This window comes from Rhodococcus sp. 14-2470-1b (assembly GCF_002259415.1).
Taxonomy (GTDB): Bacteria; Actinomycetota; Actinomycetes; order Mycobacteriales; family Mycobacteriaceae; genus Rhodococcoides.
The window spans coordinates 249551-274131 of the sequence record NZ_NPFY01000036.1; the positions used below are offsets into that span (position 1 = coordinate 249551).

General features: G+C 65.9%; 22 protein-coding genes. 7 read left to right on the plus strand and 15 right to left on the minus strand.

The annotated features are described in order from the left end of the window. Positions 1-189: 189 nt before the first annotated feature. Together CH293_RS25795 and ilvD are read left to right on the plus strand one after the other, a co-directional pair. Positions 190-699, plus strand: coding sequence for a PH domain-containing protein (locus CH293_RS25795; protein ID WP_241483829.1), 510 nt, complete (start codon positions 190-192; stop codon positions 697-699). 55 nt (positions 700-754) lie between these two features. Continuing rightward, entirely contained in the window at positions 755-2596 is a 1842-nt protein-coding gene (gene ilvD, locus CH293_RS25800; RefSeq protein WP_094721848.1) for a dihydroxy-acid dehydratase, read from the plus strand. A 54-nt stretch (positions 2597-2650) separates the two neighbouring features. Here ilvD and CH293_RS25805 read toward each other — a convergent pair whose 3' ends face one another. Continuing rightward, on the minus strand, positions 2651-3526 hold the full coding sequence (locus CH293_RS25805; RefSeq protein WP_094721849.1) for a DoxX family protein: 876 nt from the start codon (positions 3524-3526) through the stop codon (positions 2651-2653). Between the two features lie 78 nt (positions 3527-3604). Between CH293_RS25805 and CH293_RS25810 the strand changes: the two genes are divergently transcribed. Next, the gene (locus tag CH293_RS25810; protein ID WP_037111356.1) at positions 3605-4747 is read left to right on the plus strand and encodes a sorbosone dehydrogenase family protein; all 1143 of its coding nucleotides are present in this window, start codon (positions 3605-3607) and stop codon (positions 4745-4747) included. Positions 4748-4802: 55 nt separating this feature from the next. Here the strand turns inward: CH293_RS25810 and gatB are convergent, their stop codons facing one another. Next, positions 4803-6308 (minus strand): Asp-tRNA(Asn)/Glu-tRNA(Gln) amidotransferase subunit GatB, encoded by a 1506-nt coding sequence (gatB, locus tag CH293_RS25815; RefSeq protein ID WP_094721850.1) that lies wholly within the window; start codon positions 6306-6308, stop codon positions 4803-4805. Positions 6309-6402: 94 nt separating this feature from the next. On the opposite strand from gatB, the gene CH293_RS25820 reads away from it, so the two are divergent. Continuing rightward, positions 6403-6867 (plus strand): acyl-CoA thioesterase, encoded by a 465-nt coding sequence (locus CH293_RS25820; protein WP_170945378.1) that lies wholly within the window; start codon positions 6403-6405, stop codon positions 6865-6867. A 3-nt stretch (positions 6868-6870) separates the two neighbouring features. Here CH293_RS25820 and CH293_RS25825 read toward each other — a convergent pair whose 3' ends face one another. The 3 genes from CH293_RS25825 to CH293_RS25835 all read right to left on the minus strand — a co-directional run bounded on the left by CH293_RS25825 (position 6871) and on the right by CH293_RS25835 (position 10090). After that, the gene (locus tag CH293_RS25825; protein ID WP_026347655.1) at positions 6871-7902 is read right to left on the minus strand and encodes an ATP-dependent 6-phosphofructokinase; all 1032 of its coding nucleotides are present in this window, start codon (positions 7900-7902) and stop codon (positions 6871-6873) included. Positions 7903-8109: 207 nt separating this feature from the next. Then, positions 8110-8772, minus strand: a complete 663-nt coding sequence (locus CH293_RS25830; RefSeq protein ID WP_037111350.1) for a response regulator transcription factor — start codon at positions 8770-8772, stop codon at positions 8110-8112. 76 nt (positions 8773-8848) lie between these two features. Then, positions 8849-10090, minus strand: a complete 1242-nt coding sequence (locus CH293_RS25835; protein ID WP_094721870.1) for a sensor histidine kinase — start codon at positions 10088-10090, stop codon at positions 8849-8851. A 166-nt stretch (positions 10091-10256) separates the two neighbouring features. Between CH293_RS25835 and CH293_RS25840 the strand changes: the two genes are divergently transcribed. Together CH293_RS25840 and CH293_RS25845 are read left to right on the plus strand one after the other, a co-directional pair. Beyond that, positions 10257-10895 carry a hypothetical protein gene (locus CH293_RS25840; protein WP_094721851.1) on the plus strand — a complete coding sequence of 213 codons (639 nt, stop codon included), beginning with the start codon at positions 10257-10259 and terminating at the stop codon, positions 10893-10895. After that, positions 10892-12253: an alpha/beta-hydrolase family protein gene (locus CH293_RS25845; protein WP_255122980.1), complete on the plus strand. Its 1362-nt coding sequence runs from the start codon at positions 10892-10894 to the stop codon at positions 12251-12253. Before CH293_RS25840 ends, CH293_RS25845 begins: the two co-directional genes overlap by 4 nt. Before the next feature lie 2 nt (positions 12254-12255). Here CH293_RS25845 and CH293_RS25850 read toward each other — a convergent pair whose 3' ends face one another. From CH293_RS25850 to gatC, 3 genes are read right to left on the minus strand one after another with little or no spacing between them, the layout of a single operon-like run. Beyond that, positions 12256-13317 (minus strand): esterase family protein, encoded by a 1062-nt coding sequence (locus tag CH293_RS25850; protein ID WP_094721852.1) that lies wholly within the window; start codon positions 13315-13317, stop codon positions 12256-12258. Positions 13318-13338: 21 nt separating this feature from the next. Further along, on the minus strand, positions 13339-14811 hold the full coding sequence (gene gatA / locus CH293_RS25855) for an Asp-tRNA(Asn)/Glu-tRNA(Gln) amidotransferase subunit GatA (RefSeq protein ID WP_094721853.1): 1473 nt from the start codon (positions 14809-14811) through the stop codon (positions 13339-13341). Beyond that, a complete protein-coding gene (gatC, locus tag CH293_RS25860; RefSeq protein ID WP_026347656.1) occupies positions 14808-15107 on the minus strand; it encodes an Asp-tRNA(Asn)/Glu-tRNA(Gln) amidotransferase subunit GatC in 300 nt (99 codons plus the stop codon). Before gatC ends, gatA begins: the two co-directional genes overlap by 4 nt. Positions 15108-15374: 267 nt before the next feature. On the opposite strand from gatC, the gene CH293_RS25865 reads away from it, so the two are divergent. After that, positions 15375-16025 (plus strand): amino acid-binding protein, encoded by a 651-nt coding sequence (locus tag CH293_RS25865; protein ID WP_019664328.1) that lies wholly within the window; start codon positions 15375-15377, stop codon positions 16023-16025. 1 nt (position 16026) lies between these two features. Here CH293_RS25865 and ligA read toward each other — a convergent pair whose 3' ends face one another. The 7 genes from ligA to CH293_RS25900 form a co-directional block, all read right to left on the minus strand. Next, the gene (gene ligA / locus CH293_RS25870; RefSeq protein ID WP_094721854.1) at positions 16027-18201 is read right to left on the minus strand and encodes an NAD-dependent DNA ligase LigA; all 2175 of its coding nucleotides are present in this window, start codon (positions 18199-18201) and stop codon (positions 16027-16029) included. Positions 18202-18241: 40 nt separating this feature from the next. Beyond that, on the minus strand, positions 18242-19261 hold the full coding sequence (locus CH293_RS25875) for a methionine synthase (protein WP_037111342.1): 1020 nt from the start codon (positions 19259-19261) through the stop codon (positions 18242-18244). Beyond that, complete coding sequence (gene mnmA, locus CH293_RS25880; RefSeq protein ID WP_037111340.1) at positions 19258-20349, minus strand: tRNA 2-thiouridine(34) synthase MnmA; 1092 nt, start codon at positions 20347-20349, stop codon at positions 19258-19260. Before mnmA ends, CH293_RS25875 begins: the two co-directional genes overlap by 4 nt. After that, positions 20349-21587 carry a cysteine desulfurase family protein gene (locus tag CH293_RS25885; RefSeq protein ID WP_094721855.1) on the minus strand — a complete coding sequence of 413 codons (1239 nt, stop codon included), beginning with the start codon at positions 21585-21587 and terminating at the stop codon, positions 20349-20351. Before CH293_RS25885 ends, mnmA begins: the two co-directional genes overlap by 1 nt. 73 nt (positions 21588-21660) lie before the next feature. After that, complete coding sequence (locus CH293_RS25890; protein WP_094721856.1) at positions 21661-22614, minus strand: 1-acyl-sn-glycerol-3-phosphate acyltransferase; 954 nt, start codon at positions 22612-22614, stop codon at positions 21661-21663. Then, positions 22611-23453 (minus strand): GNAT family N-acetyltransferase, encoded by an 843-nt coding sequence (locus tag CH293_RS25895; RefSeq protein WP_094721857.1) that lies wholly within the window; start codon positions 23451-23453, stop codon positions 22611-22613. The genes CH293_RS25890 and CH293_RS25895 overlap by 4 nt, the downstream gene beginning before the upstream one ends. Positions 23454-23586: 133 nt before the next feature. Next, positions 23587-24543, minus strand: a complete 957-nt coding sequence (locus CH293_RS25900; RefSeq protein ID WP_019664335.1) for an electron transfer flavoprotein subunit alpha/FixB family protein — start codon at positions 24541-24543, stop codon at positions 23587-23589. Positions 24544-24581 lie beyond the last annotated feature (38 nt).

The following is a 24581-nucleotide window of genomic DNA, read 5'->3' on the forward strand; positions in this document are numbered from 1 at the left end:
CTGTACGAGGGTGGCGCGTCGATGCGAGTTGGTCGAGAACCGGCTCAGGCGTTGACGCGCCGGCCGATTACGAGTATCCAATTCCGCTTCACGCGCTCGACGGTAGGCGCGCGCATAGGGAAGAGTCAAACTCGTCACGACGCAATCCCATTATGTGAGATCGCGTAGGTGCAATGCGAAGATGAAGGGGTGTCGTCTTCGCAGCAGTCCGAACCACCGGATACATCATCCCATACGCCCGTTCCCGCGCCGCAGGTCATCCGTATCTCGCGCCTGTCGCTGGTAGGAGTCGGCATGCTGTTCATCGGCGTCGCCTTCCCCGCCGCCAGTTGGCCCGCAGCATTCGGATGGCTCGTAGTGCTTCCGATCATCGCTGCAGTGTGGGTGTTCCGAGTTCGTACCGTGGTCAGCTTCGACGGTCTCGCGATACGGAGGTTGCTCGGCTCCGAGTTCGTCGCATGGGAAGACGTACGCGGCATTCACTTCCCGAACCGGAGATGGGCGCGGGTCGTCCTGACCGACAAGTCCGAGAAGTCGCTGCCGTTGGTTCGCTTCGACAGACTTCCGGTACTCGCTGCGGCGAGCGGCGGGCGCATCACCGATCCCTATGCGGCCGCAGCCGAAGCCGACAGGACGGCAGAGGAGGAACGGACAGCGGACGCCGACCGAGAAGCCGAGCCAGGCGCCTCGAGTTCGTGAGCCGGGAGTAACCTCGATCGAGCGAGAAACCGCTATTGATCGAGGAAGAGAAGCCATGCCGCCGCTACGGTCACGAGTTACCACTGTTGGACGAAACGCCGCGGGCGCACGCTCGCTCTGGCGCGCCACCGGAATGACGGATTCGGATTTCGGCAAACCGATCGTGGCAATTGCCAACTCGTACACCCAGTTCGTACCCGGGCACGTCCACCTGAAGAACGTCGGCGAGATCGTCGCCGACGCCGTACGTGCCGCAGGCGGCGTCCCGCGCGAGTTCCACACCATCGCGGTCGACGACGGTATCGCAATGGGACACGGCGGCATGCTCTATTCGCTTCCGAGCCGCGAGATCATCGCCGACTCGGTCGAATACATGGCCAACGCGCACACCGCCGACGCTCTCGTGTGCATCTCCAACTGCGACAAGATCACGCCGGGAATGCTCAATGCCGCAATGCGACTGAACATTCCGGCAGTGTTCGTCTCGGGTGGGCCGATGGAGGCAGGCAAAGCCGTCGTCGTCGGCGGCGGCGCACAGGCCCCGACGGACCTCATCACCGCGATCTCGGCCAGCGCGAACGACGCCGTGTCCGAGGAAGGCCTGGACGAGGTCGAGCGCAGTGCATGCCCGACGTGCGGTTCGTGCTCGGGCATGTTCACCGCCAACTCGATGAACTGCCTCACCGAAGCTCTCGGACTGGCCCTGCCCGGCAACGGATCCACGCTCGCCACTCACAAAGCCCGATACGCACTGTTCGAGCGCGCAGGCACCACCATCGTCGAGGCCGCGACCAAGTACTACCGCGACGGTGACGAGTCCGTTCTGCCGCGCAACATCGCAACCCCCGCGGCGTTCCGCAACGCGATGGCACTCGATGTCGCGATGGGCGGGTCCACCAACACGGTGCTGCACACCCTCGCCGCGGCACAGGAAGGCGAGGTCGACTTCGATCTCGACACCATCGACGCCATCAGCCGCAAGGTTCCGTGCCTGTCCAAGGTGTCCCCCAACTCCGACTACCACATGGAAGACGTGCACCGGGCAGGCGGAATCCCCGCGCTGCTCGGCGAACTCCGCCGCGCGAACCTGCTCGAGACCGACGTCTCCACCGTGCACACGAAGAGCTTCGACGAGTGGCTGGACACGTGGGACATCCGGTCCGGCGCGGCGTCGGACGAGGCACTGGAGCTGTTCCACGCGGCGCCGGGAGGCGTTCGTACCACCGAGCCGTTCTCCACCGAGAACAGGTGGTCCTCGCTCGACACCGACGCCGTCGGCGGCTGCATCCGCGACAAGGAACACGCGTACACCGTCGAAGGCGGTCTCGTCGTTCTGCGCGGAAACATCGCACTCGACGGGGCGATCCTCAAGACCGCGGGCATCGACGAGGAACTGTTCTCGTTCCAGGGCCCGGCACTCGTCGTCGAGTCTCAGGAAGAAGCGGTCTCGGCGATTCTGCAGAAGAAGATTAAGCCCGGTGACGTCCTCGTCGTCCGATACGAGGGCCCCAAGGGCGGTCCCGGTATGCAGGAAATGTTGCACCCGACGGCATTCCTCAAGGGAGCCGGGCTCGGAAAGGTCTGCGCACTCGTCACCGACGGACGGTTCTCCGGTGGCACCTCCGGCCTGTCGATCGGCCACATCTCCCCCGAGGCTGCCGCGGGCGGAGTCATCGGACTCGTCGAGAACGGCGACCAGGTCCGTATCGACGTCGCCTCCCGCACCCTCGAGATCCTCGTCGACGATTCCACTCTGGAGACTCGTCGAGCCAAGATGGAGGCGTCGGAGCGCCCGTGGCAGCCGGTCGATCGTCAGCGCACGGTCACCACTGCACTGCGCGCCTACGCGGCATTGGCGACCTCGGCCGACAAGGGCGCGGTCCGGTACGTCCCGTGACCCCCAGGTGAGTAGAAATGTAGGTCAGGACCTACATTTCTACTCACAGCGGGATCAGGTCGCGAGCGGATTGGCTCCGTTGAGGAAGATCCAGAGGCAGACGCCGGCGGCGATTCCCAGGATCAGCGCGATGAAAGATCCGAAACGTGGTCGCGTCGCCCACCCTCGTCGTCCATCGAACGCGATCTTTCCGGGCCCGGTGAGGATGATCGCCGCGGCGGCGACAGCCAGGACCGTCTCGTACTCGACCCCTGTGGGCGCGAAGAACTGCAGGCCCGGCTCGGCGGCCTGTTTGAACAGCCATGCATTGATGATGACGCTCAGTACTGCTGCGCCGGCGAACGGTGTCGCAAGGCCGAGGATCAGCAGTGCGCCGCCCGCGGTTTCTCCGACCGCCCCCGCGATGGCCAGGATGTCCGCCCGGTCGTAGCCGGTCTCTTCCAGCAGCGAACGGAACCCGTCGAGACCTGGACCGTTCCACATACCGGTCAGTTTCTGCAGGCCGTGCACCAGGAAGATTGCGCCGACGACGAGACGCAGGAGGAGCAAGCCGAGATCCGTCGTCCCGCGCCGCGCCGGAATTTCGACCGTCTCGGTGCGCACAACCGGTTCCGGTGCGTTCTGATCCGTCGCGAATCGATCGGACGAGCCGGTGCCGTACGACGCCGACGCAGGTGTGGTCGGCAGGAATTCGGTGGGCTTGTCGGAGTATGCGGTACTGCTGCTGTCGGGTGCGATCGGCTCGTCGAAACGCGAGGGGCGGAACGACGACGGGATCTGTTCGGTCGGGTACGACCCGGATCCGCTCTTCCCGAAGTCCAGTTCGTCCTCGGTCCGAGGCTGGAGTTTTTCGGTCGGCTGGTCGTATGGGCTCGACGCGGGCTCGTAGCCGGTGTCGGGCCGCTCTTCGTCGCGAGGCTTGTCGGTCACAGCGTCAACAGTAGAGCGAGTCGGTGCCGATTCAGCCGTATTGAGCCCGGGCGCGGCGCCTCGAGTAACGTTTCGTACATGAAGTTGGTGCGAGCGTCGTCCCGAACCGCAACTACCGTCGCAGTCCTGACGATGACCGTGGCCCTGGCAGCCGGATGTGCTCGGTTCGACGATTCCACGGCCAGCCCGTTCACCCCTGAACCGTCGTTCGGTGCCGCCGAGATCAACCCGGCAGATCCGGACGCGCCACCCACCTCGACCACACCGAACGGTCCGCAGCCGCAGCCGGGTCCCTGCATCGATCTGGACCCGAACGTCATCGCGACGTGCCTCGACCCGACGGGTGGGCTCGTGATGCTCCCCGGTGGCGGGTCCGCGTTGGTTGCCGAGCGCCTCACCGGACGGATCATGCAGGTGACCCAGGGCCAGTCCCCCATCGAGATCGCGCGTCTCGACGTCGATTCCAGCAGCGACGGTGGACTGCTGGACCTCGCGTTGTCGCCGAGCTTCGCCGAGGACGGTCTGATGTACGCCTACGTCACGACGGCAACGGACAACAGAGTCGTGCGCATCGCGGCGGGCGATACCCCCAAGAACGTGCTGACCGGCATTCCGCGCGGCGCACAGGGGAACCGCGGCGCGTTGGATTTCCTGAACCCCGGTCAGCTGTTGGTGCTGACCGGTGACGCCGGAAACCCGTCGTCTGCTGCCGATCCGGCGTCGCTCGCAGGCAAGCTTCTGCGGGTCGACTCGCTGGTCCCCGGCCAGACCGGTCCAGCCCCGCAGGTCGCCCTCAGTGGCATCGGAACCGCGGGAGACGTGTGCATCGATCCGTCGGGCGGAATCTGGGTCACCGACCGGACGGCGGTGGAGGATCGGCTCCAGCGCATCGATCCTCTCGGCGCGGTTATTTCACCGGTGTGGACGTGGCCGGACCGGCCGGGTGTAGCCGGCTGCGGCGCAGGAGACGGCGCCGTCGCCATTTCCCTGACCGACGCCAAGGCCATGGCCGTCCTCGTCACCGACCCCGACACGGGAGCAGTCACCGCGGCACCGTCGCTGCTCGTCCAGGACCGCTACGGCCGACTCAACGGCGCTGCGATCGCACCCGACGGCCAGATCTGGGCGGGCACCGTGAACAAGAACGGTGATGCACCGGGCCCCAACGACGACCGCGTCGTCAAGATTCCGGTCCCGGCGGGCGGCGGCGGATTCGACTAGAGCCGAACGGCCCCGGCGGTGAGCACCGCGGGGGCCGTTCGATCACGTCCACGAATCAGCTGCACGCAGCGAGGACCAGTTCCTTGACCCTGGCCGCGTCGGCCTGACCGCGAGTGGCCTTCATGACGGCGCCGACGATCGCGCCCGCGGCCTGAACTTTGCCGGCGCGAATCTTGTCGGCCACACCGGGATTGGCTGCGAGTGCCTCGTCGACCGCGGCCTGCAACTTGGTGTCGTCCTTCTCGACGACGAGGCCGCGTGCCGCCATGACCGCAGCAGGCTCACCTTCACCGGCGAGGACGCCGTCGACGATCTGACGCGCGCCGTTGTTGTTGACCTTGCCGTCGGCGACGAGGCCGGCCACCTCGGCCACCTGTGCAGGCGTGATCGCCAGAGCATCCAGTTCGACGCCCGCGACGTTCGCCTTCTGAGCCAGGTAGGAGACCCACCACGAGCGCGCGGCTTGCGGCGTCGCACCGGCGTCGACCGTCGACGCGACCAGATCCAGCGCGCCGGAGTTGACGAGGTCGCGCATCTCTTCGTCGGAGACACCCCAGTCCTCCTGGATACGTGCTCGGCGCAACCACGGGAGCTCGGGAAGCGTCGCGCGTAGCTCTTCCACCCACGCCGCGTCGGGAGCGACGGGAGCGAGGTCGGGTTCCGGGAAGTACCGGTAGTCCTCGGCAGTTTCCTTCTTGCGCCCCTTCGAGGTGGTGCCATCGGACTCCTGGAAGTGCCGTGTTTCCTGCACCACCTCACCGCCGGATTGCAGAACGGCCGCTTGCCTGCGCATCTCGTAGCGAACGGCGACCTCGACGCTCTTGAGCGAGTTGACGTTCTTGGTCTCGGTGCGGGTACCGAACTCCGAGGCCGACTTCTCCATCAACGAGACGTTGGCGTCGCAGCGCAGCGAACCCTGGTCCATACGCACATCGGACACATCGAGCGCCTTCAGCAGATCCCGCAGTGCCGTGACATACGCCCTGGCGACCTCGGGGGCGCGTGCACCGGTGCCGGTGATGGGTTTGGTGACGATCTCCACCAGCGGCACACCTGCACGGTTGTAGTCCAGCAGCGAGTGGCTCGCGCCTTCGATTCGACCGGTCGCGCCGCCGACGTGAGTCGACTTGCCCGTGTCCTCCTCCATGTGCGCCCGCTCGATCTCGACGCGGAACGTACTACCGTCGTCGAGCAGCACGTCGAGGTATCCCTCGGTGGCGATCGGTTCGTCGTACTGCGAGATCTGGTAGTTCTTCGGCTGGTCCGGGTAGAAGTAGTTCTTCCGCGCGAACCTGCCCCACGGGGTGATCGAGCAGTTCAGTGCGAGACCGATGCGGATAGCGGACTCGACGGCCGCGGAGTTCACCACCGGCAGCGCACCGGGAAGGGACAGGCACACCGGGCACACCTGCGTGTTCGGCTCGGCTCCGAACGCCGTCGGGCAGCCGCAGAACATCTTGGTGGCTGTGCCCAGCTCGACGTGGACCTCCATGCCCAGAACGGGGTCGAAACGGGCAAGCACGTCGTCGTAATCGATCAGATCGACCAAGGCAGCAGTCATGCACACGAGTTTATGCGCTGGGAAGAACGCGCGAGTAACCAGAGGTGCTCGCTACGGTTGGCCGGTGACGGACACCTCGAAGCAGACCCTGTACATGACCGTGTTGATGACACCGGACATGGCGAACTTCTCCGGCAACGTTCACGGTGGGACGATTCTGAAATTCCTGGACCAGGTGGCGTACGCCTGTGCGAGTCGGTATGCGCAGGCGTACGTGGTCACCCTCTCGGTGGACCGCGTGGTGTTCCGCGAACCGATCCATGTCGGTGAACTCGTGACCTTCTCCGCGTCGGTCAACTACACCGGACGAACGTCCATGGAAGTCGGCATCCGCGTCGAGACCGAGAACATCCAGCGCGGCGAAACCCGTCACACGAACAGCTGCTACTTCACCATGGTCGCCGTCGACGACGCAGGCAAGCCTCTCGAGCTTCCGCCGCTGGAACCGTCGACCGCTCTCGGTCGGCAGCGCTTCGAGGCGGGCCGACGCCGCCGCGATCTACGTCGCGACAACGAGCATCGCGAGTCCCAGATCCGTCAGGAAGCCGGCCGCCTGTAGAAGTCAGCCGAAGAACGCCGCCGCGTCGACATAACGGCTCTCCGGTACGCGCTTGAGTTGCTTGACCGCCTCGGCGAGCGACACCAAACCGATCTCGGCGCCGCGTAAAGACACCATCTGGCCGAAATCACCTGCATGCGCCGCGTCGGCCGCGTTCACCCCGAACCGGGTGGCGAGCACACGGTCGTACGGAGTCGGTGTTCCGCCGCGCTGAACATGCCCCAGCACCGTGGTTCGTACTTCCTTGTTGATGCGACGCTCGATCTCCTGGCCGAGCTGATGCGCCACCCCGGTGAACTTCACGTGACCGAACTCGTCGATGCCGCCGTCGCGCAACGCCATCGATCCTTCCCGCGGTTTCGCACCCTCGGCGACGACGCAGATGAAATGCGAGTCACCGCGCTGGAAGCGCTTGCGCACCAGATCGCACACTTCCTCGACGTCGAACGGATGCTCGGGAATCAAGGTCATGTGCGAGCCCGACGCCAGGCCTGCATGCAGCGCAATCCATCCCGCGTGCCTGCCCATCACTTCCACCAACATCACGCGCTGATGCGACTCGGCGGTGCTGTGCAGTCGGTCGATCGCGTCGGTCGCGATGGTGAGCGCGGTGTCGAATCCGAACGTCACGTCGGTGCAGTCGATGTCGTTGTCGATCGTCTTGGGTACTCCGACGACGGGTACACCTTCCTCGGACAGCCAGTTGGCCGCCGTCAACGTCCCCTCGCCGCCGATGGGGATGAGGACGTCGATCCCGTTGTCCTCCAGCGTTTCCTTGATCCTGTCGAGACCGGCCCGGAGCACCTCCGGATTGGTGCGTGCCGTACCAAGGATCGTCCCGCCCTTGGTCAGCAGTCGATCGTTGCGATCGTCGTTGCGCAACTGAATCCGGCGGTTCTCGAGCAAACCCCGCCAACCGTCCTGAAATCCGACGACGGTGGAGCCGTACCGCGCATCCGCCGTTCGGACCACCGCACGGATCACCGCATTGAGCCCGGGGCAATCACCGCCGCCCGTGAGAACTCCGATGCGCAATTTTTCGCCTCTCGTCGGTTCCATACTCACACCGTAATCCGACTGGGCTATCTGGTCATTTCGCAGGCTTCACTCCTGCCTCATCTGGTCATTTCGCAGGCTTCACTCCTGCCTCATCCGGTCATTTCGCAGGCTTCACTCCTGCCTCATCCGGTCATTTCGCAGGCTTCACTCCTGCCTCATCCGGTCATTTCGCAGCGCCGCCGCTCACCCAGGTGTGACGACTCCGCTCTCGTATGCCAGCACCACTGCCTGCGCGCGGTCTCGGAGGTCCAGTTTGCCGAGCACTTTGCCTACATGGGTCTTGACGGTCTGTTCGGCCACGAACAGAGTCGCCGCGATTTCGGTGTTCGACAGGCCTTTCGCGATCAGTTCGAGCACTTCGCGTTCGCGCGGCGTGAGTACGGACAGCTTCGCCGGTGGCTGCTTGGCCGTGCCGCGACGCGTGGTGACGTCGGCGATCAACCGGCGTGTCACCGACGGCGCCAGCAACGCCTCACCCGAGGCGACGACGCGCACTCCCCGAATCAGTTCGTCGGCGGGTGCGTCCTTGAGCATGAACCCACTGGCTCCGATGGTCAGCGCCTCGTAGACGTAGTCGTCGATGTCGAATGTGGTGAGCATCAGAATGCGGACCGGAGGATCGAGCGACGCGCGGAGTATCGCGCGTGCGGCGTCGAGTCCGTTCATCTGCGGCATACGGACGTCCATGAGAACGACGTCGGGGCGCAGTCGCTTCACCTCGGTGACTGCGGTGGCTCCGTTGTCCGCGTCTCCCACGACGCTGATGTCCGGTTGAGCGGCGAGCAAGGCACCGAAACCCTGCCGCACCATTGCCTGATCGTCTGCGATGAACACGGTGATGGCCACGGATGACACCCTATGTCCTGACGTAGTCGGTGGGCTCGATCACACTGGGGAGGGGCACGATCAAACTGGGGCCCGATCAAGCTGCAGGCCCGGTGACGGGGAACGCGGATCCCCCGGGCGGATCCGCAGGCGCCTTGCCCGGAAGCCGCGCAACGACCTCGAATCCACCGCCGGATCGAGGGCGGGCGTCGAGCCAGCCCGAGACACCGACCGCACGATCGCGCATACCGGTGATCCCGTGACCGCCCGTACCGACGCCTCCGGTGCTCGCCCGGGTGGCGGTCGTATCGACAGCCTCGTCGTTGACGACTTCCAGGTAGGTGATGTCGGGTGCGTAGTGGAGTCGTACGCGTACCTCGCTACCGGGAGCGTGCCGGGAGGCATTGGACAACGATTCCTGCACTATCCGATACAGCGCGAGCCCTGTGGTCGCCGACACCGCGTCGGCACCGCCGAGGATCTGCCAGCTGAGCCGAACCCCTGCGCGCTGGGTGTTCTCGAGCAGCGTCGTGATGTCTCCTGCCCCGGGTGCCGGAGCGTCGTCCGCCAGCACTCCGTCACTGCGCAGTACCCCGAGCATTCCGCGGATCTCGTTGAGTGCCTCCCGTGCGGTTGCCCCGATCGACTCGAATTCTGCCGCGGCCGAGGGCGATACGTCGTCCACTCGGTATGGGGCGCTCTGCGCCTGCACCACTACCAACGACATGTGGTGGGCAACTACGTCGTGTAGATCGCGCGCGATCTTGGCCTTCTCCTCGAGAATCGTTCTGCGCGCGCGTTCGAGCTCGCTGACCTCCTCCTGCTTGGCCAGTTGCCGCCGCGACAGCACCAGCCAGCGAATCAGCAGGCCGAACACCACGATCGCGGTCAGCCCGACGCCCCACCCTATTCCGTCGTTGCCCGGTGCATATACGAGAAACAGCAGGACCGTCGCAACCCAGGTGACCGCCACGACCGGTAGTGCGCAGCGAAGACTGACGGAAAGTACGAGCGCGAGGAGCACGAGGACGTGTGTCACCTGCCACGGAAAGTCGTACCCCGGCAGGCGATCGAACGCAACCGGGATCACCACGGCCGAGCCGGCCGAAACAGCCCATCCGAGAGCGGGATTCGCACGGACGAGCACGAAGGGAAACACGGCGAGAGCAGACACGATCGGCATGATCGGAACCGGCACGTCGTGCGTGACCTGCAACGTCGGCCACGCGATGGAATACAGAATCGCGGTCACCGCGAGGATGGTGACGTCGACGCCGCGCCCCGGCGGAACCAGCCGTCGAACTCGTGTCGCCTTCTCGGTCCTACTCGATATGCCCACGAGAAGCACAGTAGGAACTCGCGAGCGAAAAGTCATCGTACCGAGGGGTGAGATCGACCTACCCCCGCGGTAGCACTTCGCGTAAGCGTCACGCACCACGACGGCAGTCGAAACGGCACTTCGGGGCGATTACCGATTCGGTCCTCGATTCCTAGCGTTCGTAGCCATGACAGCGAGAGCGAAGTACGTCGTCGGCACCGTGGTGGTCGGAACCATGCTGGGTATCGGAGTCGGCACGGCGATGCCGGTCGCCGACGCAGACATCTCGGCACCTCGCAGGACCGCGGCGACCGTCGCCATCGAGGCCCTGGTCGACGACGACGCAACGGCCGCCATCGGTGCGATACCGATCGGCTTCGAGAACGAGTACTACCGCCCCACGCTCGAGGACGGCAGGGCGGTGGCACCGGACGGGGACTGCTCGTCGCCCGTGCCACTACCCACGGACTTCGAATCCGGCTGCAAAGCACACGATCTGGGGTACGACCTGCTGCGGTTCGGCGCGGCGCACGGCGCCCCCGCATCCCCCGACGCCCGTACACGCCTCGACGCCGCGTTGAGCACGTCGATGGACGACGCCTGCGACGGCAGAATCGGAGCCTGGTCCCGCGCGAGCTGTTTCGTGATGAGCGATATCGCAAGCACTGCAGTCGACTTCAACTCCTGGCGCCAGAACTACCGATCGCCGACGCCGGAGCCCGCCCTCCCTTTCCTGATCACCGGTGGCGTCCTGACGACGGCCGCCGCCGCGACGACCGTCGCCGGTGCCGTTCTGCGCCGTCGTAGCCCGGAGGTACTCGCATGACGTTCGTACTCACGCCCACGACAACGACCCCGCCGGCACCGACGAACCTGCATGCTGTTCCCGCGGTTCCTCGGGTGAGCACGTCGCTGCTTCTTGCACTGTCCGTCGCGGCATCCCTGTCGCCGTCGTTGCTGCCCCGAGCGTCACTGGTCCAAGCGGTGGTGACCGGCTTGTTCGCCGCGGCAGCGTTGGTCGTCTCCGCGGTAGCGCACCGGATCACGTCCCGGGTGCACCGGACCTGTCCGCGACCGCGAGCTCGCCGCGTAGCCCTCGGCCTGGCACTGCTCACCGTCGGTGCGGTCGGGATCGCCGACGCGCAGTGGCAGAACGGACTGCGCGAGTCCTGGGGAGTCCCTCGCGTGGGTCCGATGTACTGGATCGAAGTCGTCTGCGGTTCGGTCTCGGTCTGCGCTCTTCTGGTCGTCATCGGAATCGGCTCGGCCCGCGGAGCGGGCAAACTCGGGGCGATGCGGCTGCTGGCAACGACAGCCGTCGTGGCCGTTACGATATCGGTCTTCGGATTCGATTGGGCACGTGATGCTTTCGCGCAGCGATATGCGCAGGCGGACCTCGTGTCGAGCACAGTTCAGGCGCACGCGGTCGCACCCGTCGGTGGTGTCTCGGTCGGGGTGCAGGGTCAGCGGTTCCTCGCTGGAGGCGAGGGCAGCACGGCCGTGCGCACGTACGTGGGGCTGCGTGCCGCTCCGACGTACGGCGAACGCGCAGAATTGGCTGCGGAGGAACTGGAGCGCTCCGGCGGTCTGGCCAAGGCGCACGTCGTGATCGCCGTGCCCACCGGATCGGGATGGGTCGACGAGAACGCGGTCCGCGGGTTCGACGAACGATTCGGTGGTGATGTCGCGACAGTCGCTCTGCAGTACTCGGACCAACCGAGCTGGGCGACGTTCCTGTTCGCGGAGGACGCTGCGATCGAATCCACCCGAGCCCTGCGCGTGGCAGTGGAAGCGAAGCTGGCTGCGCTCGACGAGGACCGCAGACCGACGCTGCACATCTACGGCCAGAGCCTCGGCTCGGTTGCAGGAAGCGCTGCGCTGCAGCCGGATTCGTCGGCGGTCTGCAGCACACTGTGGGCGGGTCCGCCGGCGAAGAAGGTGGATACCGGGCGCGGCGTCGTTCTGGCGAACACCTCCGATCCGGTGGTGTGGTGGTCGCGCGAGCTGATCCTCTCACCACCGGATCTGACGAAGGCGCGAGTCGACGCACCGGTGCCACAGTGGATTCCGTTGGTCTCCTTTGCACAGACGTCGGTGGATCTGCTCTTCGCTCTCGATGCGCCTGCGGGCCACGGCCATCGGTACGGGGAGGATCAGGGAACAGGCCTTCTCGATTGTGGGTAGATCTACAGTCCCATTCGGGTCCCGAGCCAGTCCATTTCACGTTCCAGGGCCGGTGCCCACACATCCATGGAATGGCCGCCGGGAAGTTCGGAGTACTGGACGGACAGCCCGTCCGCGGCCGCAGCGGCGAACAGTTCGCGAGTCTGAGGCTCGAACTCCGTGTCCGAGGAGCCGACGACGAACGCGCCGGAGGAGTTCGGAAACGTCTTCTCGCGCAGCAGAGTCAGCGGAGTCCACTGGTCGAAACGTCGAGTCGACTCGGCGCTACCGTCCCCGAACGCAGCGGTGATCGAGTCCTCGCGCGTGCCTCGGCGGGGTTCGTCCTCACCGGAGATGTCCAGAAACGTCGGGTAGATCCCCGGGGCGGTCAGAGCCGTTTGCACGGCGCAGGTGCCGCCATAGGAGTAACCACCGATTGCCCACGCGCTCGGATCCGTGTCCACCCGCATCGTGTGCCGTATCCATGCGGGCACATCCACCGACAGATACGTGGCGACGTTGCCCAGACGCGAGTCCATGCACATCGGGTTGGGAGTGGGCTCGCCCCATTCGTCGACGGAGCCCATGGGGTCGGACTCGCCCAGCGCGTCGGCCACCACCACGACGGGCGCATGGCCGTCGTGGGACGCTGCGTAGGTATCCATCGTGTCGGCCAGGTGTCCGCCGTCGATCCAGTCGACGACATGACCCGGTTGGCCGGTCAGCAGGACGAGCACCGGCGGAGCCGCGTCGCCGGGAGTTCCATAGAACGGAGGGGTGTAGATCGCAGCCGGACGCGCGTGAAACCCGGAGGTCTCACCCGGTATCACTGCGCTCGTCACGGTGCCCCTGGGCGGATGCCCGAGCGCTGCCGCGAGCGTGGGCGTATGCCAGATCTGAGTGTTCAGCGCAGCGAGTACGCCACAGACGAGTGCTGCGGACAGCGGGATCAGCATCATGCGTCGCCGCAGCAGAATCCACCCCAGGGTGCACACCAGCGCCAGGACCAGGGCAGGCAGGATCACGGTGTCGATTCGAAGGTGCACGACACCCAGGGCGGCGTCGTGCACCGAACGAATCGTCACGTGGGTCGATCGGGACGTGGGTCAGCGCAGCGCGCCGCGCGCAGCCTCGTAGGCCGCGCCGATGCGGTACAGCCTGTCGTCGGCGAACGCCGGCGCCATGATCTGCAAACCGACGGGCAGCCCGTCCTCGGAGGCGAGACCCGACGGCACCGACATCGCACAGTGCCCGGCGAGGTTCGTCGGCAACGTGCACAGGTCGTTGAGGTACATGGCGATCGGGTCGTCGACCTTGTCCCCCAGAGGGAACGCCGTCGTCGGAGTGGTCGGCGACACCAGCACGTCGACCTTCTCGTACGCCCTGTCGAAATCGCGAGCGATCAGAGTCCGCACCTTCAGCGCCTGACCGTAGTACTCGTCGTAGTACCCGGCGGACAGCGCGTAGGTGCCGATCATGATGCGGCGCTTCACTTCTGCGCCGAACCCTTCGGCGCGCGTGATCGCCATGACCTGCTCGGCGCTGTGCTTACCGTCGTCGCCTGCACGTGCTCCGTAGCGCATGCCGTCGAACCGGGCGAGGTTGGAGGACACCTCCGAGGGGAGAATCAGGTAGTACGCGGCGAGCGCGTGAACGAAGTTGGGGCACGAGACCTCGACGACCTCGGCACCGAGCGAGGTCAACGTCGCCACGGCCGCATCGAACGAGGAGATGACCCCGCTCTGGTAGCTGTCGGAGTGCAGTTCCTTCACCACACCCACGCGCACGCCCTTCAGGTCGCCGCCCGCTCCTTCGCGCGCGGCCGCCACCACGGACGCCACCGACGTGTCGACGGACGTCGAATCCCGAGGGTCGTGACCGGCGATGACCTCGTGCAGCAGGGCGGTGTCCAACACCGTACGGCCGCATGGCCCGCCCTGGTCGAGGGACGACGCACACGCGATCAGGCCGTACCGGGACACCGTGCCGTACGTGGGCTTGGTGCCGACGGTGCCCGTCAACGCTGCAGGCTGACGAATGGATCCACCGGTGTCGGTTCCGATCGCCAGCGGCGCCTGATGCGACGCCAACGCTGCAGCACTGCCGCCGCCGGATCCACCGGGAATGCGTGTGGTGTCCCACGGGTTCTTGGTCGGACCGTACGCGGAGTTCTCCGTGGACGAGCCCATCGCGAACTCGTCCATGTTCGTCTTACCGAGCAACGGAATTCCCGCCGAGCGAAGCTTCGAGGTGACCGCCGCGTCGTACGGGGAGATCCAGCCCTCGAGCATCTTCGACGCACACGTCGTCGGCATGTCCGTGGTGGTGAACACGTCTTTCAGCGCCAACGGCACACCGGCAAGCGCCGACGGCGCAGCCTCTCCCGCACCGAGGGCCTCGTCGACCTCCTTGGCAGCAACCAACGCAGCGGCGCCCGACACGTGCAGGAACGCGTGGATGTCCCCGTCGACCTTCTCGATGCGATCCAGGTGAGCCTGCGTGACCTCGACGGCCGATACCTCACGCGCGTGAATCTTCGACGCCAGGTCGGACGCGTCGAGCGTGGTCAGGTCGGTCATTCGCTCTCTCCCAAAATCTGCGGCACTGCGAATCGGTCTTCTTCGGCGTTGGGTGCCTCGGCCAGAGCCTGCTCGGGAGTCAGACCCGGCACGATCACGTCCGGGCGCGTGACATTGGTGATCGCGCTCGGATTGGCCGTCGGCGTCACATCGTCCGCAGCCACCTCGGCCACCGCCTTCACGTGGTGAAGAATCGAATCCAGCTGGCCGGCGAACTCGTCCAACTCGGCTTCGCTGAGCGCAAGCCGAGACAGCCGGGCAAGGTGAGCCACCTCGTCGCGGGAGATATCAGGCACCGCGTAGACCCCTTTCACACATATGACGACGCACCGCGAAAAACACGCGGCCATCGTCAACCTTATCGGGGCCCTCGTCGCAGGCTCCACTCCCGGTTCGCTGGGTCATTCCTGCAGGCTCCACTCCCGGTTCGCTGGGTCGCACCCAGATGTCGCGAAGGTCACGGCCGGTGCGGCAGTTGCGCCGCGAGACGCCAACAGTGCGAGGATGGCTCGCGGTGTTTCACCCGTGGAAGTTCTGTCATCTCGTAAGCGAAAGGGCGCGACATGTCCTACCTGCTCCGCGTTCAGCTCCCCGACCGTCCGGGTAGCCTCGGCTCGCTCGCCGTCGCTCTGGGTTCGGTCGGCGCGGACATTCTGTCGCTCGACGTCATCGAACGCGGCGACGGGTATGCCGTCGACGACCTCGTCGTGGACGTTCCGCCCGGCGCACTTCCCGACACGCTGATCACCGCGGCCGAGAATCTGACCGACGTTCGGGTCGACTCCATCCGGCCGTACACCGGTGTGCTCGACACGCATCGCGAACTGGAACTGATCGACCGGGTTGCGGCGGCGACCGACGACAGGCTTCAGGTGCTGGTCGACGGAGCACCGCGGGTACTGCGGGTCGGCTGGAGCGTCGTGGTCGCGACAGGACCTCACGGGGCCTACCGCGTCGTGGGCAGCTCGGGTGCACCGGAGACACACGCAACAGACATGCCGTGGATGCCGTTGGCACACCCGGCTTCCCTCGACGGTGACGCCGAGTGGGTGCCGCAGGTGTGGCGCGACATGGACACGAAGATCGCCGCGGCACCGCTCGGCGCCTCCGGGACGGTGTTGATGCTCGGACGCCCCGGAGGACCGGACTTCCGCCCCTCCGAGGTCGCGCGCCTCGGCTACCTCGCAGGCATCGTCGCCACCGTTCTCGGCTGAGCTACGCGTCCTCCCCCGCGTCGTCAGCTTCCGCCTCGGCATCAGGATCCGGCTCCCGCACTGCATCGGGGCCTTCGGTGAGCAGCACGGTGAAGCCGGCCTCGTCGAGGACCGGTACGCCGAGCTCGACGGCCTTGTCGTGCTTGCTGCCCGGCGACTCACCGACGACGACGAATGCAGTCTTCTTCGACACCGAGCTCGCTGCTTTTCCTCCGCGCACCAGAATTGCTTCTTTCGCCTGGTCACGGGAATAGTTCTCCAGCGATCCGGTGACGACGATCGACATGCCCTCCAGGTTTCGGACGATGGACTCGTCGCGCTCGTCCTCCATCCGCACACCCGCTGCACGCCACTTCTCGACGATCGTGCGATGCCACGGCACCCTGAACCACTCGGATACGGCCGTGGCAATGGTCCCGCCGACGCCGTCGACAGCGGCAAGCTCCTCCTGCGACGCGTTCTCGATACGCTCGAGGCTGCCGAACTCACTCGCGAGCGCTCGGCCCGCGGAGGGTCCGACGTGGCGGATGGACAAGCTCACCAACACACGCCACAGAGGGCGGTCCTTCGCCTTGTCCAGGTTGGCCAACAGTCGTTTTCCGTTGGCGGACAACGCTCCGGCCTTGGTGCGGAAGATGTCGGTCTTCAGCAGGTCGTCCTCGGTGAGTGAGAAGATGTCGCCCTCGTTCTCGATCACCCCGGCCTTCAGCAGGTCGGTTGCGGCCTCGTAGCCGAGCCCCTCGATGTCGAACCTGCCTCGTTCTGCAACGAAGAACATACGTTCTCGGAGTTGCCCCGGGCAGAACTCGGAGTTGGGGCACCGAAGGTCGGCGTCTCCCTCCTTTGCCGGTGCGAGCGTGGTCCCGCACTCGGGACATTCGGTCGGCATGACGAACTCGGTCTCGTCGCCGGTGCGGGCGTCGACGACAGGTCCGAGGACCTCCGGAATGACCTCGCCTGCCTTCCGAATGGTCACGGTGTCCCCGATCAGGACACCCTTCCGTTTGACCTCGGAACCGTTGTGCAGCGTCGCCAGGGACACAGTGGAACCGGCCACCAGCACGGGCTCCATGTACGCGAACGGGGTGACGCGTCCGGTGCGGCCGACACTCACACGGATGTCGAGAAGCTTGGTGGTCACTTCCTCCGGCGGGTACTTGTACGCGATTGCCCACCTCGGCGCACGCGAGGTGGTTCCGAGCCGACGATGCAGACTCATCTCGTCGACCTTGACGACGAGGCCGTCGATCTCGTGCTCGACGTCGTGCCGATGGGTGTCCCAGTAGGCCACCTTCTCCACGACGGCGTCGATCCCCTCCACACGCGACGTGTGGGACGACACGGGAAGCCCCCACGCCTTCAGAGCCTCGTAGGCATGCATCTGCGTGTCCGGCGCGAACCCTTCCATGCGGCCGAACCCGTGGCAGATCATGCCGAGTCTGCGTTTGGACGTGACCGCCGGATTCTTCTGACGAAGTGACCCTGCCGCCGAGTTACGTGGGTTCGCGAAGGGCGGTTTACCTTCCTCCACGAGCGAGGCGTTGAGCGCCTGGAAATCCTCCAGCCGGAAGAACACCTCGCCGCGCACCTCGAGAAGCGTCGGAATCGGGTGATCTTCGCTGGCAGTCAGCGTCTCCGGAATGTCGGAGATGGTGCGGGCATTCAGCGTCACGTCCTCGCCGGTTCTACCGTCACCGCGAGTGGCACCGCGGACGAGCTTTCCGTTCTCGTACACCACGTTGAGTGCCACACCGTCGATCTTGACCTCGCACAGGTAGTGCAGCCCTGCAGAGCGATCCCCCACTTCGGTCTCGACACGCTTGGCCCATGCCCGAAGCTCGTCGTGATCAAAGACATTGTCCAGACTCAGCATTCGCTCGAGGTGGTCGACCGCGGTGAACTCCGTCGCGAACCCGCCACCGACCAACTGGGTCGGCGAATCCGCCACGCGCAGTTCGGGATGGAGCTCCTCGAGCTCGGTCAGCTCACGCAGCAACGCGTCGAACTCACCGTCCGAAACGACCGGCGAATCCCGGACGTAGTAGCGGAACTGATGACCCCGTACGTCCTCGGCCAGCTGCTGCCATCGCTCCTTGTCCTCCCTGGAGGCCGGAGTGCCCGTCGCCCGATCGTCGGCATTCTCGGTCGCGGCAGTCGGTGCAGTCGATTCGTCCACACTCGAACATTAACGGACCCCACCGACACTCGACACGCTGCTAGAGCGAGTCGGGTGCGTCCTGAAAAGCGTCCGCGACATTGCCCGCCAGCTCGAGCGCCTGCCTGGCCCACTCCGGCGTCGCCCCGGCCAACCCACACGCGGGGGTGACCGACACCTGAGTCGACAGAACGGACCGCGGAAATCCGAGCCGGTCGACGAGTGTCACCGCGGGTGCCGCGACCTCACGCCACGTCGGCACCTTCTCCGGCCGAACCGCAGGCACGAGGCCGAACATGATCGTCTTGCCTGCCTGAAGAAACTCTCCGATGCCGTCGAGGTCACGTGCGCCGAGCTGCGCCACGTCGAGTGCAGCGGCCTCCGCGGCGCTTCGGCGCAGCAGGTCCAACGGCACGTCTGCACCGCAACAATGCACCGCAGTGGGAACGCCGACGCCACTCAACACGGAGTCGAGCAGGTCCAACGCTTCGGGCTCCGGTACGGCCCGCACCGGATCGAGTCTGGTCACGCCGGACAGTGAACCGGCAAGTACTGCAGGCAAACTCGGCTCGTCGATCTGGACCACTACGTCCACACCCAGCCGGGTTCGGAGCTCGGCGCAATGCTGGCGGAGCCCCTCGGCCAACGAATCCGCGAAGTCGCGAACCGCGCCGCGGTCGGTCAACACTCGGTGCGCGCTGCGCAGCTCGACCTGCGCGGCCATGGTGAACGGACCCGCCGCCTGCACCTTCAACACGCGATGGGTCGCGCCGAACCCACCCGTCTCCCAGAGCTCTTCGAGAACGTCGAGGTCCTCGTGCAACAGATCTTCTGCGCGGCGACCCGTCAGTGACTTGCGCTGCGACACCCGATAACCCGACGTACGCACGTCGAGTTCGATGTCCACCATCAGCGCGCCTGTCCTGCCGATGGTGTCCGCACCGAGTCCACGAGCCGGAAGTTCGACGATGTGCGGCAGTGCAGGCAGCTCACCGAGAACGATCGAGGACGCCTCTCGAACGTCGGTGCCGGGCCACGACCCGATGCCCGTCGCCAGCGCCCCGAAGACGCTGCCGCTCACTCGCTCTCGGAACGAGTGCCGGCAATGGTGGAACTGCCGATGACGATGTCGCCCTGGACGTCGCGGCGGTACAACACGGCCGCTTGTCCCTTCGCCACTCCGGTGAGTGCACTACGAAGCTGAATGTCCACTCCCCCGTCGGCGGTTGCTTCCGCAACAGCTTCCGTGAGCCCACCGTGCGCGCGAACCTGTACGACGCATTCGATCGGACCGGTAGGTGCAACACCGTCCGTCCAGATCGCGCGGTCGCCACTGATTCCCCACACGTCGAGGCGAGTAGCAGACCCGACGATGACATTGCCGCTCTCGGGTTCGATGGCGGTGACGTAGCGAGGCTTTCCGTCCGCGGCAGGCCCGGATACTCCGAGGCCCTTGCGCTGACCGATCGTGAAGCCGTGCACACCCTCGTGATCGGCAAGTTCTACACCGGTGTCTGCATCGACGACCTTGCCGGGACGGATACCGATCTTCGCTCCGAGGAACGCACGAGTGTCACCTGACGGGATGAAGCAGATGTCGTGACTGTCCGGCTTGTCCGCGACCGCGAGTCCGCGTGCTGCGGCCTCCTCGCGGATCTCGGACTTGGGGGTGTCCCCGATGGGGAACATCGCCCGCGACAGCTGTCCGTGCGTCAGTACCGCGAGTACGTAGGACTGATCCTTGTCGGCGTCGACGGCACGGCGCAACACGCCGTCGTGCAGCTGGGCGTAATGCCCCGTTGCCACGGCGTCGAATCCGAGAGCGAGCGCACGGTCGGCAAGCGCGGAGAACTTGATCTTCTCGTTGCACCGGAGGCATGGATTGGGCGTCTCGCCTGCAGCGTACGACTCGACGAAGTCGTCGATGACGTCTTCCTTGAATCGGTCGGCGAAGTCCCACACGTAGAACGGGATGCCGAGCACGTCTGCAGCCCGGCGCGCATCCCCGGCGTCTTCCTTGGAGCAGCATCCGCGCGAACCGGTGCGCAGCGTCCCGGGCTCGGTCGACAAAGCCAGATGGACGCCGACGACGTCGTGTCCTTCGTCGACTGCGCGGGCAGCCGCAACTGCCGAATCCACTCCGCCGCTCATTGCAGCCAGTACACGCATCAGCGCTGTCCTCCCCGAGCTCCTACGCTCGCCAATCCCGCCGCGCGGGCTCGTTCGATTACTTGCGGCAACGCTGCCAGCAGTGCGTCCACGTCATTGTCGGTCGATTCGGGTCCTAGCGAGAAACGCAGGGATCCGCGTGCTGTCGACGGGTCCGCGCCCATCGCGATCAGCACGTGACTGGCGCTGGCCACACCGGCGGTGCAGGCGGACCCCGTCGAACATTCTATGCCTGCCGCATCCAGCAGCATGAGCAGGGAATCTCCCTCGCAGCCCAGGAAGGTGAAGTGCGCGATACCGGGTAGCCGCCGATCGTCGGTCGGGCCGTTGACGATCACCTCGGGATCGATCGCGCGAACACCTCTCACCATCTTCTCGCGCAACCGCTCCGCGTTCGAATGACGGTCATCGAGGTGCGCGACGGTGTCCGCGAGAGCTGCAGCCATCGCAACAACCGACGCAGTGTCGTGCGTCCCGGATCGGACGTCACGCTCGTGACCGCCCCCGTGCAACAGCGGGACACAGGCCGTCGTGCGTCCGAGCAGCAGGGCACCGACGCCTTGCGGTCCGCCGAACTTGTGCGCAGCGATACTCATGGCGGACAGGCCGCTGGCGCCGAAGTCGACGCGCAGATGTGGGACGGCCTGGATGGCGTCGCTGTGCATGGGCACGTCGTACTCGCGAGCGATGGCGGCCAGCTCGGCAATCGGCATGATGGTGCCGACCTCGTTGTTCGCCCACATGATGGTCACCAACGCGGTTCGGTCCGCTCCCACGGCCAGCTCCGCACGGAGGGTGTCCGGGTGGACTCGGCCACGAGAGTCGACCTCGAGCCAGGTGACTTCTGCGCCTTCGTGGTCGGCGAGCCACTCGACTGCGTCGAGAACCGCATGATGCTCGACGGCGCTGGCGATGATTCTGGTTTTCGACGGGTCAGCGTCACGCCGAGCCGCGAAGATCCCCTTCACCGCGAGGTTGTCGCTCTCGGTTCCACCTGAGGTGAAGATCACCTCCGACGGCCGAGCTCCGAGGTTCGCGGCGATCGATTCCCGCGACTCCTCGACCTTGCGGCGGGCGGCCCTGCCGGATCCGTGCAGCGAGGATGCGTTCCCGACGGTGGCGAACACTGCCGTCATGGCCTCGATGGAGGCGCGGGACATGGGCGTCGTCGCAGCATGATCGAGGTACACGGGTGCACTCGTGCGGGGGGCAGCAGCCGAACTGCGGGCAGAAGGCATAACGCTTCCAAGGATAGCCGGTGATGACACATGCCCCACCCACCCGAGAAACCCGGCCACCCGAGGATCCTGCTCAGCGGTGCGCGGGCCGTTCCGGTGCCCGGACGACGTCGTGGGTGACGTCGAGAGTGACGACGCCGTGCATGGTCGGATCGAATCGATCACCGGATCGCGCCGCTGCCTCGCAACGCCTCGCGAGATCCCGACGGTCGGTGCCCGGCGCCTCGGGAGCGGCCAGTTCCAAGCGCGCGACGATTCCTTTCAGCCGCAGGATCCTGCCGATCGACTGACCGATGGTCTCGTCGCCGACGAAGCACGTCGCGGTCGTGCGAGCAGAATCTCCGTCGACGTACGCGAGCCGGACCGGCTGCACCCAGGTCTCCGTGTCGATCGCGGCCTGGAACATCGCAGGCCGGAACGAGCCGTACGCCTGTCCGCACCAGGTCGTCGCTTCCGGGAACACCACGACCGTTTTACCGTCGCGCAGTCTGTCCGCAACCTGGTCGACGGTCCCCGGGAGCGCACGCAGTTTCTGCCGGTGAATGGGAAGCACCTTCATTGCCCTGGCCAACAGGCCCAGTACCGGCCACTCGATCAGGTCGCCGCGGGCGACGAACGTCGCCGGTCGCAGTGCCGTCAGGACCAGTACGTCCGTCCAGGAAATGTGTCCGGCCACGACGAGCGCGCCGTGTTCGGTACGGGAGCGTTCCCGATCCGACCGTGGGTCGTGGACGCAGAGCCCGATACCGACGGCGAACAGCAACATCCGCGCACCGAACCGAGTGACGCGCCTGCGCAGTCGGGGTGAGACCACACCGACGGCGATCAGTACCGGGAGCAGAGCGACCGCGAACAGCGCGACCAGAATGCGCAGTGCGACCACCACCGAACCCACGGTTGCGCTTCCGCGCGCGATGCAGCCGTCTCCGCACGGGCTGGACGGCATCCATGCATGATCCACCACCTGTTCCGTCACGGCCGATTCGGCTGCGCGGCCGGACGAGTCGACGATGTTCGACGCGCTCATCCCTGTCCCCTCGTCTCGTACGTGTTGGCCGCGCTCCTCAACCGATCCAGGTACCGAGTGTTGGCATCGCTCAGCCCGAGCAGTGCGACGAAATCCGCAACTCCGAAGTCGGGGTCGTGCGACGGTTCTCCGCACACCACCGCGTTCAGTCGCAGGTATCCGCGAAGCAGAGGAGGGATCGACGTTCGCGCTGGGGCCACGATGTCGTCCAGACCGCGGCCGTCGACCACGACTGGGTTACGTGGGATCACGCGGCGGTCGGGTGCCGATCCATGCTTGTCGAGCAGGAAGTCGCGGACGCCTCGGACGTTCGCCCCTGGAACGTCCTCGGCGGACGCCTGCATGGGTACCGATACGCATCCCATGACCCATTCGAGGCCGGTCACTTCGAGGTAGTGCAGGATTCCAGCCCACATGAGTCCGAGGACGGAGCCGGATCGGTGCTCGGGCCGGACGACGGCGCGTCCCATCTCGACTACCGAGGACGCGGCCGGATTCAGGGCTGTGAGATCGAATTCCGTTGCGGTGTAGTAGCCCCCGGCTGCGATGGCAGCGTCGGGAGTGAGCATGCGGTAGCAACCGACGAAGTCGTCGGTGGTGTTGTCGCGGACGAGAAGATGGTCGCAGAATTCGTCGAAGCGGTCGGCATCACGGCCGCTGGGATCTCGGGGAATGTCGTATCCGGGTTCGGACGCGAACACGTCGTAGCGGAGTTTCTGAGCGGCGTCGCGATGGTCTCGGTCGGTGGACAGGACGAGCGAATAGCGGTCGGCGCCTCGGCCCTTCGTGGCCGTCTCGGGCATGGACGATGCACGCGAGTTCATGACTGAAGTGGTCATGCAAGTTGTCTAACGAGCCGCGGCCACGTCAGCGCATCAGGTGGGTAACGTGTCCGAACACGTTGTGTGAACGACAGACACGCCCCCGCCCCCGAAACGGGGAGGCGGGGGCGTGTCGTCTGTCCGGGCGATATCAGCCCTTGTGCTTCTTCACCGCTTCGGTGAGCTGAGGTGCGACGTTGAACAGGTCGCCCACGATGCCGTAGTCGGCGATCTCGAAGATGGGTGCTTCTTCGTCCTTGTTGACTGCGACGATGGTCTTCGAGGTCTGCATTCCGGCGCGGTGCTGGATGGCGCCGGAGATGCCGAGTGCGATGTAGAGCTGCGGGGAGACCGTCTTACCGGTCTGACCCACCTGGAACTGACCCGGGTAGTAACCGGAGTCCACCGCAGCGCGCGACGCTCCGACGGCTGCGCCGAGCGAGTCGGCGAGGTCCTCGACGACGTTGAACTTGTCTGCACTTCCGACGCCACGGCCACCGGACACGACGACGGTCGCTTCGGTGAGTTCCGGGCGGTCGCCGCCGACGATCGGGTCACGCGAGGTGACCTTGACGACGCCGTCTTCCTGCGCCGGAACCTCGACGGTTTCGCGGCTACCCGCGCCTGCCTTCGGCTCGGCTTCCACTGCGCCCGGACGCAACGAAATGACGGGGACGTCTCCGTTGGCCTTTGCCTCGACGGTGAACGCGCCACCGAAAATCGAGTAGGTGGCACTGCCGTCGCCGTTCACAGCGATGACGTCGTTGTGCAGACCGGAGCCCAGGCGCGCCGCGAGGCGTCCGGCGACTTCCTTGCCTTCGATGCTGGCTGCGGTGATGATCGCGGCCGGCGAGACGGACTCGGCGAGTGCCGAGAGGACGTCGACCTTGGGGGTGATGATGAAGCCGTCGATGTCGTCGGACTCCGCGGCGTAGATCTTCTCCGCGCCTGCCTCGGTCAATGCGTCGGCCAGCTTGTCGGTGGTACCGGCGGGACCGGTGACGACTGCCGACGGCTCGCCGAGTGCACGGGCGGCGGTGATCAGCTCGGTGCTGACCTTCTTGAGGGTTCCCTCGACGTGCTCCACGAGCACGAGTACTTCTGCCATGACTTGCTCTCCTTAAGTGGTCTGCGCGGCGTTACGTC

What these genes read in the sequence shown, in the direction of transcription:
- CH293_RS25810 (WP_037111356.1), top strand. Translation starts at nt 3,605, where the DNA reads ATGAAGTTGGTGCGAGCGTCGTCCCGAACCGCAACTACCGTCGCAGTC.
- CH293_RS25840 (WP_094721851.1), top strand. Translation starts at nt 10,257, where the DNA reads ATGACAGCGAGAGCGAAGTACGTCGTCGGCACCGTGGTGGTCGGAACC.
- gatB (WP_094721850.1), bottom strand. Translation starts at nt 6,308, where the DNA reads ATGACTGCTGCCTTGGTCGATCTGATCGATTACGACGACGTGCTTGCC.
- CH293_RS25820 (WP_170945378.1), top strand. Translation starts at nt 6,403, where the DNA reads ATGACCGTGTTGATGACACCGGACATGGCGAACTTCTCCGGCAACGTT.
- CH293_RS25890 (WP_094721856.1), bottom strand. Translation starts at nt 22,614, where the DNA reads ATGAGCGCGTCGAACATCGTCGACTCGTCCGGCCGCGCAGCCGAATCG.
- CH293_RS25895 (WP_094721857.1), bottom strand. Translation starts at nt 23,453, where the DNA reads ATGACCACTTCAGTCATGAACTCGCGTGCATCGTCCATGCCCGAGACG.
- CH293_RS25900 (WP_019664335.1), bottom strand. Translation starts at nt 24,543, where the DNA reads ATGGCAGAAGTACTCGTGCTCGTGGAGCACGTCGAGGGAACCCTCAAG.
- gatA (WP_094721853.1), bottom strand. Translation starts at nt 14,811, where the DNA reads ATGACCGACCTGACCACGCTCGACGCGTCCGACCTGGCGTCGAAGATT.
- ilvD (WP_094721848.1), top strand. Translation starts at nt 755, where the DNA reads ATGCCGCCGCTACGGTCACGAGTTACCACTGTTGGACGAAACGCCGCG.
- CH293_RS25865 (WP_019664328.1), top strand. Translation starts at nt 15,375, where the DNA reads ATGTCCTACCTGCTCCGCGTTCAGCTCCCCGACCGTCCGGGTAGCCTC.
- CH293_RS25885 (WP_094721855.1), bottom strand. Translation starts at nt 21,587, where the DNA reads ATGCCTTCTGCCCGCAGTTCGGCTGCTGCCCCCCGCACGAGTGCACCC.
- mnmA (WP_037111340.1), bottom strand. Translation starts at nt 20,349, where the DNA reads ATGCGTGTACTGGCTGCAATGAGCGGCGGAGTGGATTCGGCAGTTGCG.
- CH293_RS25845 (WP_255122980.1), top strand. Translation starts at nt 10,892, where the DNA reads ATGACGTTCGTACTCACGCCCACGACAACGACCCCGCCGGCACCGACG.